Raw genomic sequence first — 16,251 nt, 5'->3', positions numbered from 1 at the left:
CTCCTTAGTGCTGCGGCTGGCTGCGCAGCTGTCCTTTCAAAAGTTTACCTGTCGCATTCCTAGGAAGCGCTTTCAATTCTTCGTATAAACGGGGGATTTTATAATCCGCTAGTTTCCCGTCAAGAAATTGTCTGCACTCGGCTGTTAAGTCCTCCACTTCCCGCGCCACCACCACATACGCTTTGACGGTTTCTCCCCAGTCGGGATGCGGAACTCCAACAACCGCGACATCGGCAACCGCCGGATGGCTGAGCAGCATCTGCTCAACTTCTTTCGGAAAAATATTCACCCCGCCGGAAATAATGATATCTTTTTTACGATCGACCACCCAGTAGTAACCGTCTTCATCCCTTTTTGCCATATCTCCGGTGTAAAGCCATCCATCCTTCAACGTTTCTGCTGTTTTTTCCAAATCTTTATAATACCCTTTCATGTTTCCTTCTCCCTTAAGGATAATTTCTCCTACTTGACCCTGTTCGACTTCCCGTCCGTGTTCATCCACAAGCTTAATCTCACAGTTCAAAGCGGCACGATGACCAATACTGCCGGCCTTGTGCGGATGGTCGTCAAACCCTAGCAACGTGCCATTTGGGCCGGCTTCTGTCAGACCGTATACACACATGAGCTTTTTCGTCGAAAACTTTTCCTGAATAAAGGTCACCTCAGGGCCCGAGAGCGGAGCCCCGCCGTACACCCAATATTCCATCGAGGATAAATCATACTCTTCTATCCCCGGATGCTTGGCAGAAGCCAAGTATGCAATCGGTGCACCGAAAAAGTGGGTGGTTTTTTCCCTGGATACTGTTTCGAGCAGTAATTCGGGACTGAAGTTAGGAACAAGTACATGGACACCTCCGACATACGTGCCCGCCACCATAAATAAGTGCAGAGGAGCTGAATGGCTGAGCGGCATCATATGAAGGATCCGGCTTTCCGGTTTCATCGTCATTTCAATACAAATCATCACTGCCACCGATAAAATGTTCCGGTATGTGTACAATACCCCTTTTGGCGCACCGGTGGTACCCGAGGTATATAGCAAAGCCGCTTCATCTTCTTCCGTCAGCTGGCACGATATCTCACCAGACGCCCCTTCCAGTATCAACTCGTCAATCGACAACCATTGGTCGGAGTGCCGCCCCGTTTTCGCGAACATCCCCTCCACTTTGTCGGGCAGATTGCTCACCGCCGGAAATACAGCTTCATGGGTGAGGAACATTCTGGCATCGCTATGTTCCATGATATACGCAGCTTCCTGTTCGACCAGCTTGGGATTGATTGGAACAATGATGCCGCCCAACCGCTGGACTGCAAAGTAACAAATCAAGAATTCTTTCGTATTCGGCATATGAAGCACAACCTTGTCGCCCTTCACCACTCCTAATTCAAGCAGACTGGAACAAAGCTGATTGACAGTCCTATTCCATTGACGATAAGTCAATCGTTCGTCTGGTGTGACGATCGCCTCATGTTCTGGATACTTTCGAGACTGGATTGCTAATAAATCCGGTATGCTCATGGGAGGGTACACTCCTATCTTTGGTTTTTTGTTATTCAGCAAGCTTTCGCCGGAATTCTTCTACAAGCGCTTCCATTTCCCGCTTGACAGTTTCCAATTCGGCTATCCGTTTTGATACCTCCTCGATTTTGTTATTGCCATACTCAATTGTCTTCAAGAGTTGTTGTTTGCCGCTTGGATCCTTGTCGAACAACTGAATCATTTCCTTTATTTCTTCCAGTTGAAAACCATACTTCTTGCCTCGGAACACGAGGCGAAGCCTGGTTTTTTCCCTCCCGGAAAATAATCTCCTGCCGCTTTCTGTCCGTCGAGGTTGAAGTAAACCAATCTCTTCATAATAGCGTATCGTCCTCGGGTTGACGTTAAATTCAGCGGCAAGTTCAGAAATCGTGTATGTTCTATCGCCCATACCATCACCCTTGTCTTGAATCTTTTCTGAAGCCTCTGCCGATGCGCAGACAGGATTTCACCAATGAAAGGTAAAAAAATAGCCGCAGCGACTATTTGTCAGGCACGGTCATTTTTTCTTGGTGATACATCAAGCATAGCACTTACGTTAACGTAAACTTCAATCCCTTTTTAATCAGCTGACCGGCTTTTCAGAACAGCGAGAATGAACAATAAAAGCGAATAACTGATATTTTCGGTTTCAGTCCATTCCAAGACCACGGAATCACCGCGGGAAAAACGTTCAGCATGTTCTAAAGGAATTGCTCCAGGTTTCATGAGCAGCAGCTTTTTTCCTTCTTGATCTGTAACCGAGATAAAATCCCGATAATCCTTGACGGCACGCCACCTGTTGCCAGTCTGATCAATGAAATCGAGCAAGGCTCCTTTCTCCCCTTTTGCAGGACAAATGTAGCCGATACAATCTCCGTCTTCATTAAATACATAAGAACGCCAGGAAAGCCCGCCTCGTTTTTGCATATAGAACAGGATATTGTTTTGATCATCCAGCAGTTGAAAATTCTTCGGCATAAAAATACCTGAACTGGAAAAAAACCGAACAATGTGGAGGAACCAGTTACTTTGAAAACCTGTTTCCTTCAAAACACAAAGCTGCTCGTCGTCCAGGCTCATGATCGATGTCTTCGTCGAAAAGTTTCCCTCGATTGCCATGACCCGATCAAGTTGCCTGCTGACAGGAATCCATTTCTCTTTCTGCATAGTCAATTCAGATTGTTTTCCCAACTGCATGTCGCGTCTTCCTCTGGAAAGAACCGTCCCACCGACTGTTGCCAACACGATCGATAAAAGACCCGTTTCCCATTGATGGGCGAAAAACAAAAACAACATGATCATGCATATACTGCCAAATAACAGAATGATACCGGTATATAATTGATGTTTCCCATCTCTTGTTAATAGTTCGGACACGTTCGTCATCTTTTTCCCTCCCCTTGAAAAGACATACGATTATCTTTCATTTTGGTTTCAGTTGTCAGAAAAATCAAGCGCTTTTTTCTGATACCCAACCTGGACTGTGCTAAAATGGACAAAGAACAAACAGCTATTCTTTGGGAGGGATTTGATGAAAATCGTCGTTGTGGGTGCAGGTGCCCTCGGTGCTTATTTTGGGGCAAGATGGCAGGAAGCTGGGCAAGACGTTACATTCCTTGTCCGCCAAAAAAGAGCAGACCAATTAAGAAAAAATGGACTACGGATAAAGAGCATAGAAGGGGATTATCAGCTAGACAAACCGGCAATTGTGGAAAATCCCGGGGAAATTCAAGAAGCAGACCTTGTAGTATTGGCCGTGAAAGGTTACCATCTCGACGGCACACTGGAGCAATTGCAAGTCTTGGTAGACAAAGGAGCCAAGGTACTCCCTGTCCTGAACGGAATCGAGCATATTCCGATTCTCCAGGAAAAACTCGGCAAAGACGCAGTGCTAGGCGGCTTGTCCTTTATCATTTCCACATTGGATGGGCAGGGCGGTGTCGAACATACCAGTCCATTCCACGAGCTCGTTTACGGGGCATTGACACCCGAACAGGAAGAAATCTGCCGTCAGATCGCCGCTGCCTCCGAAAAAGCGAATTTTACTGCCAGGTGGAGCGAGGACATCGATACAGACATGTGGAAAAAGTATATGTTCATCACGGCGTTTTCCGGTATCACCACAGCTGCAGACCTTCCGATCGGAACCATCAGAAACCACCCGGAAACATTCGCCGTCGCCAAGGCCATGCTGGCGGAAATGAAGCAGCTTGCCAATAAAAAGCAAGTAAGCTTGACCGATGATCATGTCGAGCAGGCAATCCGACAATTGAACGGACTGGACGACGCAGCTACCTCCTCGATGCATCAAGACCGGCGGAAAGGCATCAGCCTGGAGGTCGAGCATTTACACGGTGGCGCCCTGCGACTGGCAGCCAATGCGCAAATAGAACTACCGACTATTCGTACCATTTATGGACTCATCAAGCCGTTTGCCTGATAATTGAATAGTAGATGAAGTGCTTTTTCGAAGGTTTTCTGCCATCGGAAACCGTCCAAATAAGTTTTCCTCATCTTCTGGATAGCATCCTAAGTCTCAAGATGTATTTCCGCAGAAGTTCCGCCCGTTTTTCGAAAACTGGCTATACAAGAAATGGAAAACATAGTATATTGACACCAGGTACTAAATATCTGACATGAGGTGGCTTTATGCAAGCGGTCTATATCGTGCTGACTAATACGGGATCCCTTATCAACTGGGCGTTAAAATCGGTTACTTCAGCTCCTTACAATCATGCATCGTTAGCGTTGGATAAAGATTTCCGTCGCATATACAGCTTTGCCAGACGGGAACCGCTCAATCCTTTCTGGGGCGGTTTTGTCAGAGAAGACTTCGTCACAGGAACGTTTAGCTGGTATCCCGATTCCACTTGCGCAGTGTACCGGCTCATGCTGACTTCCAGGGAATATCGAAAACTCGAGCGGATCATCGCTGTTTTTGAAAAAAAGCCAAAACGTTACTTATATAATTACGCAGGCCTTGTCGGCATTCCGATAAACTATCCGATTGAAATGCCCGCTTCCTATTTTTGCTCGCAATTTGTCGCTGAAGTGTTGAGCAGGGCGGGGCATCGGTTATTCACCAAGCGAAGTTCCCTGATCACCCCGGAGGATTTTCGCCATCATGACGAGCTGGAGTTAGTATATCAAGGGGGACTATACCAATATCCGGATTTGTATTCCCAAGAAATATACCAGCCGAAAAAGTATCAAAACTTCCCCTTCCGTAAGTACATGCTGCAGCAACTGGATACAGAAATTCTCCGCCTGATGGATCGTGAACATAAACAATATTATTTCCGCGATGGCTTTTTAAAGCCGAAAAAAATTTACTTAACTCGGCAAATCGGCAAAGTAAAGCATGTCAAAAAACTGTGGAAAGGACTCATCGAGTAAGCTAACTTGATGATGGATTGAGGGGAAGTGTCCGCATTCAGGATTGCCGAACTTCTTCTTGAAGAATCATCGCTGGTATGAGGAATCTTGGCAATCTCGATCCGGCGTGCAAGCCAAAAAAATCGAGCCGTTCAAATTGACGGCTCGATTTTTCGTTTGCTTAGGCAACCGGATGGACTGCTTCGTTCAACAGCTGTTCCAGTTCTTCTGTATATTCAGTTTTTTGCTCATTGGTATAGTGGAATACCTTCGCCAGATAATCGATTACGTTATCCTTATGCTCCCGAACCCAATTGATATGGAAGAACAAGGCGCCAGTGCGGCGGACAAAGAAGTCGACCGGCTTATAGACCAGTTCCTCGTCTATCGCATAACGGAGCTGTGCAAATACAAGCGGTTCGATACCAGCTTCGGCTGCTTCGTTTTGCAGGTCAGCATACATGGCAAAAACCCGCTCTACATTGGAACCATAGGTATCGACAAGCGATGCTGCGGCATCTTCCGTCAAACCAAGTGCAGTTCCTTCATCGATTTTTTGATGTTTGAATTTTTCAAAGCCCTTCGAGCCGCCGACGTCTCCGCCCGAAATTGGCAAATGAAGCGTTTCAGAAGAAGAATAAAGAACCCCTTCCTCCTCCTTCAATTGCTTTACAACCAAGTCCACTGCACTGATTGCCATTTTCCGGTAGCCAGTAAGCTTGCCGCCTGCCATGGAAATCAAGCCGGAATCCGATACAAAAATTTCATCCTTACGTGAAATCTCTCCCGGATCTTTTCCTTCTTCTCCGATCAATGGACGTAGCCCGGCCCAGCTTGATTCCACATCATCCGCTGTGATTCCTACTTCCGGGAACATATAATTGATTGCTTCGATAATGTAGTCGCGATCCTCCACTGTCATCACCGGATGAGCGATGTCTCCTTCATAAGCTGTATCGGTCGTGCCGACATAGGTTTTCCCTTCACGCGGAATGGCAAATACCATCCGGCCGTCGGGGGTGTCAAAGTAAATCGCCTGAGTAAGCGGGAAGGTTTCTCCGTCAAAGACGAGATGGACTCCCTTTGTCAGTTGAAGTGTTTTCCCTTTTTTCGATCCGTCTTTTTCCCGAAGTGTATCGACCCAAGGGCCCGCGGCATTGATGATTTTTTTCGCGTAGATTTCTTGTTGTTCGCCTGTAGTCAAATCCTCGACCACTGCCCCGGTAACCTTGCCGTCTTTATCGTAAATGAACTCGGTAACCTTGGTATAGTTGATGGCATGAGCACCCTGCTCGGCAGCTTTTTTCATCACTTCCAGTGTCAGCCGGGCATCGTCCGTTTTATACTCGACATAATAGCCTGCTCCACGTAAGTCATCTTTTTTGATTAACGGTTCACGCTCCATTGCTTCTGAAGCAGAAAGCATCGTTCTTCTTTCACTTTTTTTGACTCCGGCAAGGAAATCGTACACCCGCAAGCCAATGTTCGATGTAAACGGACCGAACGTTCCGCCTTTGTGAAATGGAAGCATCATCCACTCCGGTGTCGTTACATGTGGACCGTTCTCGTACACGATCGCCCGTTCTTTTCCGACTTCTGCCACCATTTTCACTTCAAATTGTTTTAAATAACGGAGACCGCCGTGTACCAACTTTGTGGAACGGCTTGATGTTCCCGCAGCGAAGTCCTGCATTTCCACCAATCCCGTTTTCAGTCCTCTTGTAACAGCATCCAAAGCAATACCTGCTCCAGTGATGCCGCCGCCGATAATAAATAGATCAAGCGGTTCTTTCGTCAATTCCTCGAAAATTTCTTGTCTTCGCAAGTTAGAAAATCTAGCCATTTTCCGACACTCCTTTATTCTTCACGGCTGAGAGAAATTATCTTATCTATTCTTTACCCGAAACAAGCCAGGTTCATGTACCATAATTGGAAATCATCCATTTTTCCAAGGCAATGTGAAAATAAAAAAAGAGACCGCAACAGCTTCTATAGGTATCCCCATAGAATTGTGCGGTCTCTCCACTTCTCCGGCCGTTTCTTATTAACTTGATTTCATTATAGCACGAGCGGATGTCCTTGCAAAGTATTTTACTTGAATACTTGGGTCGCTTCGATCGCTTTTTTCCATCCGCGGTAAAGCGCTTCTTTTTCCTTTTCATCCATTTCCGGATCAAAGTTCTTTTCCATTTTCCAATGCTGCTTCAATTCTTCCTTGCTTTCCCAATAGCCTACCGCCAAACCTGCCAGGTAAGCGGCCCCCAGAGCTGTTGTCTCCGTGACAGCCGGCCTTTCTACCGAAACACCGAGCATATCGCTTTGAAATTGCATTAGGAAGTCATTTTTGACTGCCCCGCCATCGACGCGCAGCGATTTCAAATCCATGTTGGCATCTTCGACCATTGCGTCTACTACATCTTTCGTCTGGTATGCCAGGGCTTCCAATGTCGCCCGGACGATATGTTCTCTCTCCGTTCCCCGGGTAAGGCCGAACATTGCTCCGCGGGCGTCACTATCCCAGTAGGGTGTCCCCAGGCCGACAAACGCCGGTACCATGTACACCCCCGACGAATCGGTGACACGCTGTGCATACTCTTCACTTTGTGGTGCGTTTTCAAGGATTTTCAATCCGTCCCGCAGCCACTGAATAGCCGAGCCAGCCACAAAAATACTGCCTTCCATCGCATATTCGACTTTTCCATCCAACCCCCAGGCCAAGGTGGTCAACAAACCATGGTCAGATTTGACAGCTTTATCACCGGTATTCATCAGGACAAAACAGCCGGTGCCATACGTGTTTTTCGCCATTCCGTCGTCGAAGCAAGCCTGTCCAAACAAAGCGGCATGCTGGTCGCCCGCCGCTCCGGCTATCGGAATATTGTGTCCGAAAAAGTGGTATTCAACGGTTTCTGCATAAACTTCCGAGGAATCCTTCACTTCTGGAAGCATGCTTTTCGGAACCCCAAGTATATCCAGCAATTCCTCGTCCCACTTCAGTTCATGGATATTGAACATCAGGGTACGGGAAGCGTTGGAATAATCGGTGACATGCGCTTTTCCTCCCGACAATTTGTAAATCAGCCAGGAGTCGATGGTCCCGAACATCAAATCGCCGTTATCCGCTTTTTCCCTGGCGCCTTCCACGTTGTCGAGAATCCATTTCACCTTTGTCCCGGCAAAATACGGATCAATCAAGAGCCCCGTTTTTTCACGGAACAAGTCATTGTAACCTTGTTCCTTCAACTCGCGGCAAATCGGGGCAGTCTGTCTGGACTGCCAAACGATTGCCTTGTAAATCGGTTTGGCCGTGTTTCTGTCCCACACTACCGTTGTTTCCCGTTGATTGGTAATCCCGATGGCGGCGATATTTTCCGGTTCCGCATCCGATTTGCGCAAGACCTCTGCAATGCAGGATGTAATCGATGTCCAGATTTCGTTGGCATCATGTTCGACCCAACCAGATTTCGGAAAAAACTGTTGAAATTCCCGCTGGGCAGTTTCGACGATTTCACCCTGGTGATTGAATAAAATGGCTCTTGAGCTTGTCGTACCCTGATCGAGTGCCATTATGTACTTTTCCATAGCACATTCCTCCCATATTAGTGAATGTAAACGTTTGTTTTGATATATTTCCCCATTCTATGGTCCTACTAACCCTTTTCTTCATAGAAGCATGAAATCCTCCATTCGAAGACGGGGTTTCCATGAAAAAGGACGTTGATTCATTTGAATCAACGTCCTATCATTATTTTTTCACAAGCGGTATATAAATGTCAAAATGCGGGTCCTCCGGGTCTTGATCCACAGGATAATATTCATGTTTAATCGGCATATAAGGGTCATAGTATTTTATTCCATCTTCTCTAAGCACATGATAGTCACTACTGAATAACCATTGATGCAAGTCCGAATACGTCTTGGTAACATCCTCTCCTTTGGGGTGGGACGTCTTCACATAGGTCCATGCAGGCACCCGTATTTCCACCATCCCCTCCGGGATTTCCTGTTTCTCTCCCACTTCATACACGGCATAATGTGCAAAGCCATTTTCCACTACATGATAAGACAAGCCTAACTGTACAGCCGGATTCAGCTTTTCCTTTAGCTCACTTGCACGTCCCTTCATTTGTTCAATTATATTTTTTAAATCTGGCACAATCTCATCGAACGTGCCTTCCCATTTTAATCCTATTGCCCGGTAAGCAGGCAAGGTGACCACTTGATACTTCATTGCTCCACCCATTTCCGTTAATATTTATATACTAGTCCTCACAAACCATCAACATGTTGCCATCGGGATCCTTGAAAACAAAAAATTGACCATGTTGGATTTCCGTTACAAGCTCTACCCCGTTTTCTTTCATAAATTGATAGGATGCACGGACATCCTCTGTCCCGAATTGAATGGCAGGGACATTGAGTGTCGGCAGTTTTCCATTTTCATCTCTCCACATCGGCATCGTATCAAGTATCATCCCTGATCCTTCGTCCATTCCCGCAGCAAATAAATGTCCGAAATGAACCTCTCCATCTTGGATACCTAGTATCTTTGCATACCACTGTTTTGCTTTTTCCACATCCGATACAGGGATGAACACCAAATTGATTTTGTTTTTCACCGGGCTTTTTACCATTATGAACTCCCTCCTTCTACTCCATCTATTCATAACAACTTGTTTTCTGCCGAGCCATGACTTTCAAACCGAAAAATTCGGAAGAGTAAACGGCGTGCGCAAATTTAAAATTTGAGCAGTGGACAGCAACTAGAAAATCGGATCATAAAATCCACTTGGTCATCCATTTCAAAGATCGGCGTTTCCGACATTACTCTGCCTGTTTTTGTCCTTCATCTACCTGATGAAAAAGATTTCATGGCGATGTTCCTGAATTTTCTATGGGACGCCGATACCTTAAAGAGACATAATTCTCTCCCTCAATGTTGCCATACGCCTCTTTCTCACGAACAAACCGAAACCCTTTTGCCTAAAAAGGGATTCCTTTTTGGTTTCCTTTCAGCACGGAAACCCACTGCTCTTTGGCCCCCTTATGGCGCTGGATTTCTGTTAAGTGATGTAACAATTTAGTCCCTATTCCTTCCCTTCGGCGTTCGGGATCCAAATATAATACGTAGACTTCACTTGTGTTTTCTCCTGTCATCCCACCGCCAATGGCTCCTACAACGTTGTCGCCATCGAGGGCGACAAAATAGCCATCCCACCCTTGCGTTTCGTTTAATTCCTTCCGGATGCGATCATCATTGTAAAACACCTGGTTATTTCTTTTTAGATTCTCTGGACTCTTCAGATGTCCGATTGCAGCCTGTCTTCCCTCTATGCAAACCCTGGCGATGCCCTTCACATGCTCGGGCAATCCCCTTCTTACTACGATCATGCCAACCCTCCCATTTCTTTTTACTTATGGATTCTACAAAAAACTGTTTTTTCCTTTTGAAACGTGTTTCAATGAGAACTAGACACTACGAATTGAACATTCTTTTAGCTCCTTTTATCTTGACGGATAAGGTACAACCTCCATCTTGCAGAAAACAACAGCTACTTGTATAAGCAATGGATGGCGAATTCAGAAAATCGAATCCATAGACCAAGATAGGGTAGGGAAGGGAAACAAAAAGGAAGGGACAAACGTAACTATAATTAAACCATAGAAAAAGGAGAACCCCGTAATGGCCAAAATTCACCTCGAGAAATTTAAAATGCAAGACTTTCCTTACTATTATCGTCTTGTTTCGGATGAAAAAGTAATGGCTCAGATAACGGAAAGATCAATCCCTTTGGAGGAAGCCCGGACAAACTTTGAAACAATCGTAAAGCGCAATAACAAGGATGATGAAACAGGTTCCTATAAAATTACTGATGCACGTAGCGGCGGATTCATCGGGCAGGGGCATGTCACTCGGTATCAAGAGGCGAAAGAAGTAGCAGAAATTGGCTATATGATTTTGCCGGAATATTGGGGGAAAGGTTATGGGACAGAAATAGCGAGACTGTTGGTTGATTTGGCCCAACAAGCAGAAATACGAAAGTTGAAAGCCATCATCGATCCAGAAAACCATGCCTCCAGGAAAATTTTGCTTAGACAACAGTTTGTATCGGAAAAAGTATGTGAAATAGACGGATTGCCCGGTGAAATTCTCGGCAGGGTGCTATGATCGTCTTCCTTTGGTTCGTAAGTACGTGTACGCGGGAGCGAGGGGGAGATCATATAAATTGACCTGTAAAAACTGAAAGAATCAGAATGATGAAATAGCCATTGATTCCATTGAAGATGAATGTGGCAAGGTACCTTGTATTCTACAGCACAGCTTCAGCTATCTAGGTAAGGAAATATCTTTCTGTGCAATGCCGAAGAAGCATCGACAAGTAATCAGAAAAACCGAACGAATCCGAATGCTCAGCACTTCGAATATTGTTCGGCTTTTGTTTTGCTCGCTATGCTTTTGTCGCGGCTTCTTGCATCCATATCGGCCATCATTCTGAAAAAAACGTATCCTCTATCTGTCGTTTTTCTAGTTCTTCCCTGGAATAGATGACTCGCATCGGATTTCCACCGACAAAGGTCCCTTCCTCCACATCCTTATGTACGAGCGTTCCCGCTGAAACAATTGCGCCGTCTCCGATGGTGACTCCTGGCAAAATCGTCGTGTTGGCTCCGATCATCACATTTTTTCCGATTTTGACTTCCCCGAGTCGATATTCACGGATCAGGTATTCATGTGCCAAGATGGTCGTATTATAGCCGATCACCGTATTTTTACCGACCGAAATTTTTTCCGGGAACATAATGTCCAGCATAACCATTAAAGCGAAAGCCGTCTGGTCGCCGACCTTCATCCGCAGAAAAGTCCGGTACAGCCAATTCTTCACGGACAAAAACGGTGTATAACGGGCAATCTGGATTACCGCAAAATTTTTCACCACTTTGAAAAACGGGACAGTTTTGTAGATATGCCATAGTGAGTTGGCCGTATCCACCCGATATCGCTCGGTTTTACGCACACTCATCACACTCCCAGTATATCCCTCAAATCGCTCATTTTTTCCAGCATGTAATCAGGGTTGTATGATTGCAGGAATTCCCGGCCTTTTATCGTCCAGGCAACACCGGCAGTACGGGTGCCGGCATTATGGCCCGCCTCGATATCATGATAATTATCCCCTACCATCAAGGTCTCGGATGCTTTGGCATCCAGTTCCTGCAAAGCTTTCAAAATCGGTTCCGGATGCGGTTTGGCGTGGGTCACGTCCTCTAAACCTATCACGGTTTCAAACAAATGATCCATGCCGGTCCATTTCATTCCTTTCATCGCAGTCGATTTGACTTTGGTAGTGACGATTCCGAGCTGATAACCTGCCTCATGCAGATGTGTCAACGTTTCGACAACGGTCGGATAGGCCGTGACGTAACTGTCGTGATTTTCTAAATTATGCTTACGATAGGTGGCAATCATCTCTTCCACCTTTGCCGGATCGATTTTCATGAAGCTGTCTTTCAACGGCGGGCCGATGAACTCCAAAATTTCTTCGCGGGCATAAGGCTGTTTTGCATACTTGCCCAGTGTATGAGTGAATGAAGCGATAATCAGCTCATTGGTATCAATCAACGTTCCATCTAAATCAAAGAGTATCGTACGAATGTTCATGTGCGGGCTCCTTTCTCTGTCTCGATTCTGCCCTGTTCCAAAAATAAGCGATTCCAGCTGTCAACAAAATCGCAGTCGCCAATCTGATTGCCAAAAGCGGCCATACTGGTATGCCCAGCGGCACAAAAACCAACGTATCCTCCACCACCGCATGACAGGATACAAGAAAAATCAGCGACAAGTACATATCTTTCTTCGACACACCGTCTTCCTTGACGGCCTGAATCATCAAGCCGGCTCCATAGGCAAGACCGAGTGTCAGCCCGGCAACCAGCGTCATCGATGCATTTTTTTCCATGCCCAAAAACCTGGTGAACGGCGCGAACCAGTCAGAAAGTTTATCCATCCAGCCAAGCTCGCGGAAAAATTGCATGAATACCATCAATGGGATCACAATCAAAGCCAGCTGTAATACGCCCATGGCAGCTGTCTGCAATCCCTGTGCAAAAATTCCCGTCCATGTATCCGGTATATGTTCGGATTTTGATATCAAGCCATATTGGGCGAGTTCTCCGCCGCCCTTCCAAAACAGGTTGATCAGCAATGCCGCAGCCAAAGCAAGTGAAACCCGGACACCGACGACAATCCACCAGCTGACGCCCACCTTGGACGCCACTGTCGATTCAATCAACAAGTTATGCGAAAACGACATCATCACAGCCATGATGAACACTTGTTTGACCGAAAAATCAAAGGAAACAATCGCTCCAATACCTGCATACAAGTTCAGCAAATTCCCGAGCACGAGCGGGACCGCTGCCTCGCCGGACAAGCCGATCCACTTCATCAGTGGACTGAGCAAATCCATCAACCACCCCAAAACCGGAGTGAAACGCAAAATGGTCACAATCAGGGTGACAGGAAAGATGACTTTTCCCAAAGTCCAGGACAGCGACAATCCTGCCTTGAATCCACGTTGTAAAATACCAGTCATATATGCTTTCCCTCTTTCTTCAGACTTTTCTTCCGTTGTATAGCCTATCTGCCTTCCCCGAGTACCGGCGATAGATAATCAGAGCGATGCTTAGTACAACTAATACAATCGAAATGACCTGGGCTGTCCGGAGCTGTCCGACAATATACAAACTGTCGGTCCGCATGCCTTCTATAAAGTAACGTCCGATCGAATACCAGATGACATAGCTTAAGAAAACTTCACCGCGCCTTGGGTTGAATCGGCGCAACAATAACAGCAGCACTAACCCTATCAAATTCCAGACGGACTCATACAGAAAAGTCGGGTGGTACATCACACCGCCGATGCACATTTGATTATTGATAAAGTCAGGAAGATACTGCAAGAAATTATCGTAAGCAGCTTGCGAAACCGGACCGCCATGGGCTTCCTGATTCATAAAATTTCCCCAGCGGCCGATTGCCTGCCCGAGAATGATGCTAGGCGCTGCAATATCGGCCAGCTGCCAAAAAGAAACCTTGCGTACCCTGGCAAATATGATCGCGGTGACAACAGAACCGATCAATGCTCCGTGGATGGCGATGCCGCCTTCCCAAATAGCGAATACATCCCACCAAGTCCCGCCGTCATAGCGATCCCATTCAAAGATGACATAATAAATCCGTGCCGAAATGATGGCAATTGGAATCGCAAACACGATCAAATCGACAAACAAATCTTTATTCAAACCGAGGCGGTCTGCTTCCCTTGTTGCCAACCACAGGCCGAGAAAAGCTCCAGCCGCGATAATCACTCCATACCAATAAACCGTCAGTGGTCCTAATTCCAATAATGCGCGATCTAGCGCGGGTGCACTACACGTCAAGTCGTCCGCCTCCTAATCCTGTATATCCTCGTTTTTTTCCTGTTGAATCATGTTGGTCAACCGTTCTGAAAACTCTTCCGCAGCGTTTACCCCCATCCTTTTCAAACGGAAGTTCATTGCCGCCACTTCGATGATGACAGACAAGTTTCTACCCGGCCGGACAGGAATGACAGCCTTCGGTATTTCTACGTCCATGATTTTCATGGTTTCTTCTTCCAATCCGAGACGGTCGTATTGCTTCTTCTGATCCCACAGCTCAAGGTTGATGATCATGGATATTTTTTTGTGCGAACGGACCGACCCTGCTCCGAACAACGTCATGACGTTGATGATTCCCAAGCCGCGGATTTCCAATAAATGCTCGATCAAAGGCGGAGAATTGCCGATTAGACTATCGTAATCTTCCTGCCGGATTTCAACGCTGTCATCAGCGACCAGCCGGTGTCCCCGTTTTACCAGCTCTAGCGCGGTCTCACTTTTACCAACACCACTCTGCCCGGTTATCAGGACGCCTATACCATAAATATCGACTAAAACGCCATGGATGGCAGTAAACGGGGCAAACCTGGTCTCCAAATAATTCGTCAGCCTGCTGGTCACCCTGGTCGTTTTATGCGGAGAACGCATCAGCGGCACACCAGAATTGTCTGCCGCTTCAATCAGCACTTCCGGGATGTCCATCCCTCTGGTTATGACGATCCCCGGGGTTATGTCTGTGCAAAGGTTTTCTACACGGTCCCGCTGTTCTTCCGTGCTCAGCTCGTTAAAAAAAGACATTTCCGTTTTGCCAAGCAACTGCAACCGATTTTTCGGATAATATTTAAAATAACCGGCCATTTCCAGACCAGGCCGGGAAATATCACTCATGAAAATCTCCCTGTGCACGCCATTGCGGCCTGCAACAAGTTCCAGGTTGAACTGGTTCAGTAAATCCTGGGTACGTACTTTTGCCATATGTATCCCTCCATCGTACCTTCCTAATCACTGTATCCTATTGTAGCACTTTTTTTATTCGGAGGCATTAGTGTGTAGATTTTCAGACGGAAAGGATTGGAACGCGGTGGAAAGGCTGGCAAGTTGACAAGGAAAGGAATGCATCAGGAAAGGATGTCTATCGCCACATTTCCAGGCACTATGGATACGTAATATGGAGAAAACGCGAAAATGGATCCTTTAACAATCGAGGCCACTGAAAAAATCCTAAAGTGGCCTCGATTGTTGCCGACTCCGCGAATCGCTTGTCGGTGGATGCTTGCCGCGGGCATGGCCTCAGCCGTATCTCCTCGTTTTTGCTTAAAAGAAAGCGGGCTGACGATACGATCCCGTCAGCCCGCTTATTTGTTTAACGATTCAAATCAACTGTGTCCCTGATCAATCGGTTGAGCAGCAAGTTCAATAGTGACAGGATGATTGCTGCAAGAATCGCCAACCCAAATCCATCAATTACAAACGAGCTGCCTATCAACCCCTGGGTAATCATCAAAGTAATTGCATTGATGACGAATAAAAACAACCCGAGCGTCAAAAACGTAATCGGCAACGTAAAAACAATTAAAATCGGTTTGACGATCACATTCAAAATAGACAAGATCAGACTTGCCAACAGTGCTGTTCCGAATCCCTCCAGGTAAAAGTCAGCAAACAACTGATCGACGACAATCAATGCCACCGCATTCAGCAAAATGGAAAGCAGCCATCGCTTCACCATCAGACGAACGGCTCCTTAGGCATGATGAATATTGCCAGGATATAGAGGATTCCGAGCGGGAAAAATCCTGTAAATATAAAAATCAATACGAACAATAACCGCAACAGCGTGGCGTCGATATCCACATATTCTGCCAGCCCTCCTAACACACCGGAAATTTTCCGATCGGTACGGGAACGGTATAACTTTCTGGACATATAATATCCCT

Annotated in this window: 18 protein-coding genes; 3 read left to right on the top strand and 15 right to left on the bottom strand. The window is 46.3% G+C overall.

Annotation, left to right across the window (positions count from 1 at the left end; all coding sequences use genetic code 11):
* Positions 1-4 precede the first annotated feature (4 nt).
* The 3 genes from F6X55_RS11130 to F6X55_RS11120 form a co-directional block, all read right to left on the bottom strand.
* Complete coding sequence (locus F6X55_RS11130; RefSeq protein WP_153463257.1) at positions 5-1,519, bottom strand: class I adenylate-forming enzyme family protein; 1,515 nt, start codon at positions 1,517-1,519, stop codon at positions 5-7.
* 31 nt (positions 1,520-1,550) lie between these two features.
* Entirely contained in the window at positions 1,551-1,928 is a 378-nt protein-coding gene (locus F6X55_RS11125; protein ID WP_153463255.1) for a MerR family transcriptional regulator, read from the bottom strand.
* A gap of 170 nt (positions 1,929-2,098) precedes the next feature.
* Positions 2,099-2,905 carry a hypothetical protein gene (locus tag F6X55_RS11120; protein WP_153463253.1) on the bottom strand — a complete coding sequence of 269 codons (807 nt, stop codon included), beginning with the start codon at positions 2,903-2,905 and terminating at the stop codon, positions 2,099-2,101.
* Between the two features lie 145 nt (positions 2,906-3,050).
* Here F6X55_RS11120 and F6X55_RS11115 point away from each other — a divergent pair, with 145 nt between their 5' ends.
* Positions 3,051-3,959, top strand: a complete 909-nt coding sequence (locus tag F6X55_RS11115; protein WP_153463251.1) for a ketopantoate reductase family protein — start codon at positions 3,051-3,053, stop codon at positions 3,957-3,959.
* A 209-nt stretch (positions 3,960-4,168) separates the two neighbouring features.
* Complete coding sequence (locus F6X55_RS11110; RefSeq protein WP_200865451.1) at positions 4,169-4,915, top strand: C40 family peptidase; 747 nt, start codon at positions 4,169-4,171, stop codon at positions 4,913-4,915.
* Positions 4,916-5,075: 160 nt separating this feature from the next.
* Here the strand turns inward: F6X55_RS11110 and F6X55_RS11105 are convergent, their stop codons facing one another.
* The 5 genes from F6X55_RS11105 to F6X55_RS11085 all read right to left on the bottom strand — a co-directional run bounded on the left by F6X55_RS11105 (position 5,076) and on the right by F6X55_RS11085 (position 10,285).
* Positions 5,076-6,737: a glycerol-3-phosphate dehydrogenase/oxidase gene (locus F6X55_RS11105; protein WP_153463249.1), complete on the bottom strand. Its 1,662-nt coding sequence runs from the start codon at positions 6,735-6,737 to the stop codon at positions 5,076-5,078.
* 248 nt (positions 6,738-6,985) lie between these two features.
* Positions 6,986-8,476 carry a glycerol kinase GlpK gene (gene glpK, locus F6X55_RS11100; protein WP_026570929.1) on the bottom strand — a complete coding sequence of 497 codons (1,491 nt, stop codon included), beginning with the start codon at positions 8,474-8,476 and terminating at the stop codon, positions 6,986-6,988.
* Positions 8,477-8,639: 163 nt separating this feature from the next.
* Positions 8,640-9,125, bottom strand: a complete 486-nt coding sequence (locus tag F6X55_RS11095) for a GyrI-like domain-containing protein (RefSeq protein WP_026772287.1) — start codon at positions 9,123-9,125, stop codon at positions 8,640-8,642.
* A gap of 31 nt (positions 9,126-9,156) precedes the next feature.
* On the bottom strand, positions 9,157-9,528 hold the full coding sequence (locus F6X55_RS11090) for a VOC family protein (protein ID WP_153463247.1): 372 nt from the start codon (positions 9,526-9,528) through the stop codon (positions 9,157-9,159).
* Positions 9,529-9,877: 349 nt separating this feature from the next.
* Positions 9,878-10,285: a GNAT family N-acetyltransferase gene (locus F6X55_RS11085; protein ID WP_237648643.1), complete on the bottom strand. Its 408-nt coding sequence runs from the start codon at positions 10,283-10,285 to the stop codon at positions 9,878-9,880.
* Between the two features lie 292 nt (positions 10,286-10,577).
* On the opposite strand from F6X55_RS11085, the gene F6X55_RS11080 reads away from it, so the two are divergent.
* A complete protein-coding gene (locus tag F6X55_RS11080) occupies positions 10,578-11,063 on the top strand; it encodes a GNAT family N-acetyltransferase (RefSeq protein WP_153463245.1) in 486 nt (161 codons plus the stop codon).
* Positions 11,064-11,382: 319 nt separating this feature from the next.
* Here the strand turns inward: F6X55_RS11080 and F6X55_RS11075 are convergent, their stop codons facing one another.
* From F6X55_RS11075 to F6X55_RS11045, 7 genes are all read right to left on the bottom strand, one after another.
* Positions 11,383-11,910: an acyltransferase gene (locus F6X55_RS11075; RefSeq protein ID WP_026570934.1), complete on the bottom strand. Its 528-nt coding sequence runs from the start codon at positions 11,908-11,910 to the stop codon at positions 11,383-11,385.
* Between the two features lie 5 nt (positions 11,911-11,915).
* Positions 11,916-12,554, bottom strand: coding sequence for a pyrophosphatase PpaX (ppaX, locus tag F6X55_RS11070; protein WP_153463243.1), 639 nt, complete (start codon positions 12,552-12,554; stop codon positions 11,916-11,918).
* Entirely contained in the window at positions 12,529-13,488 is a 960-nt protein-coding gene (locus F6X55_RS11065; RefSeq protein WP_153463241.1) for a nucleoside recognition domain-containing protein, read from the bottom strand. Before F6X55_RS11065 ends, ppaX begins: the two co-directional genes overlap by 26 nt.
* A gap of 19 nt (positions 13,489-13,507) precedes the next feature.
* Positions 13,508-14,335, bottom strand: coding sequence for a prolipoprotein diacylglyceryl transferase (lgt, locus tag F6X55_RS11060; protein WP_026772282.1), 828 nt, complete (start codon positions 14,333-14,335; stop codon positions 13,508-13,510).
* A gap of 12 nt (positions 14,336-14,347) precedes the next feature.
* Positions 14,348-15,289 (bottom strand): HPr(Ser) kinase/phosphatase, encoded by a 942-nt coding sequence (gene hprK, locus F6X55_RS11055; protein ID WP_026570938.1) that lies wholly within the window; start codon positions 15,287-15,289, stop codon positions 14,348-14,350.
* Positions 15,290-15,677: 388 nt separating this feature from the next.
* The gene (locus tag F6X55_RS11050) at positions 15,678-16,043 is read right to left on the bottom strand and encodes a phage holin family protein (RefSeq protein WP_026570939.1); all 366 of its coding nucleotides are present in this window, start codon (positions 16,041-16,043) and stop codon (positions 15,678-15,680) included.
* The gene (locus F6X55_RS11045) at positions 16,043-16,240 is read right to left on the bottom strand and encodes a PspC domain-containing protein (protein WP_026570940.1); all 198 of its coding nucleotides are present in this window, start codon (positions 16,238-16,240) and stop codon (positions 16,043-16,045) included. The genes F6X55_RS11050 and F6X55_RS11045 overlap by 1 nt, the downstream gene beginning before the upstream one ends.
* Positions 16,241-16,251: the final 11 nt, after the last annotated feature.

Source organism: Sediminibacillus terrae (assembly GCF_009602435.1).
Lineage (GTDB): Bacteria > Bacillota > Bacilli > Bacillales > Amphibacillaceae > Sediminibacillus > Sediminibacillus terrae.
Note: the sequence above shows the minus strand (reverse complement) of the source record. Positions and strands in the feature narration are given on the sequence as shown.

Coding starts and splice junctions, on each gene's coding strand:
- F6X55_RS11130 (WP_153463257.1), bottom strand. CDS start 1,519: ATGAGCATACCGGATTTATTAGCAATCCAGTCTCGAAAGTATCCAGAA.
- F6X55_RS11125 (WP_153463255.1), bottom strand. CDS start 1,928: ATGGGCGATAGAACATACACGATTTCTGAACTTGCCGCTGAATTTAAC.
- F6X55_RS11120 (WP_153463253.1), bottom strand. CDS start 2,905: ATGACGAACGTGTCCGAACTATTAACAAGAGATGGGAAACATCAATTA.
- F6X55_RS11115 (WP_153463251.1), top strand. CDS start 3,051: ATGAAAATCGTCGTTGTGGGTGCAGGTGCCCTCGGTGCTTATTTTGGG.
- F6X55_RS11110 (WP_200865451.1), top strand. CDS start 4,169: ATGCAAGCGGTCTATATCGTGCTGACTAATACGGGATCCCTTATCAAC.
- F6X55_RS11105 (WP_153463249.1), bottom strand. CDS start 6,737: ATGGCTAGATTTTCTAACTTGCGAAGACAAGAAATTTTCGAGGAATTG.
- glpK (WP_026570929.1), bottom strand. CDS start 8,476: ATGGAAAAGTACATAATGGCACTCGATCAGGGTACGACAAGCTCAAGA.
- F6X55_RS11095 (WP_026772287.1), bottom strand. CDS start 9,125: ATGAAGTATCAAGTGGTCACCTTGCCTGCTTACCGGGCAATAGGATTA.
- F6X55_RS11090 (WP_153463247.1), bottom strand. CDS start 9,528: ATGGTAAAAAGCCCGGTGAAAAACAAAATCAATTTGGTGTTCATCCCT.
- F6X55_RS11085 (WP_237648643.1), bottom strand. CDS start 10,285: ATGATCGTAGTAAGAAGGGGATTGCCCGAGCATGTGAAGGGCATCGCC.
- F6X55_RS11080 (WP_153463245.1), top strand. CDS start 10,578: ATGGCCAAAATTCACCTCGAGAAATTTAAAATGCAAGACTTTCCTTAC.
- ppaX (WP_153463243.1), bottom strand. CDS start 12,554: ATGAACATTCGTACGATACTCTTTGATTTAGATGGAACGTTGATTGAT.
- F6X55_RS11065 (WP_153463241.1), bottom strand. CDS start 13,488: ATGACTGGTATTTTACAACGTGGATTCAAGGCAGGATTGTCGCTGTCC.
- hprK (WP_026570938.1), bottom strand. CDS start 15,289: ATGGCAAAAGTACGTACCCAGGATTTACTGAACCAGTTCAACCTGGAA.
- F6X55_RS11050 (WP_026570939.1), bottom strand. CDS start 16,043: ATGGTGAAGCGATGGCTGCTTTCCATTTTGCTGAATGCGGTGGCATTG.
- F6X55_RS11045 (WP_026570940.1), bottom strand. CDS start 16,240: ATGTCCAGAAAGTTATACCGTTCCCGTACCGATCGGAAAATTTCCGGT.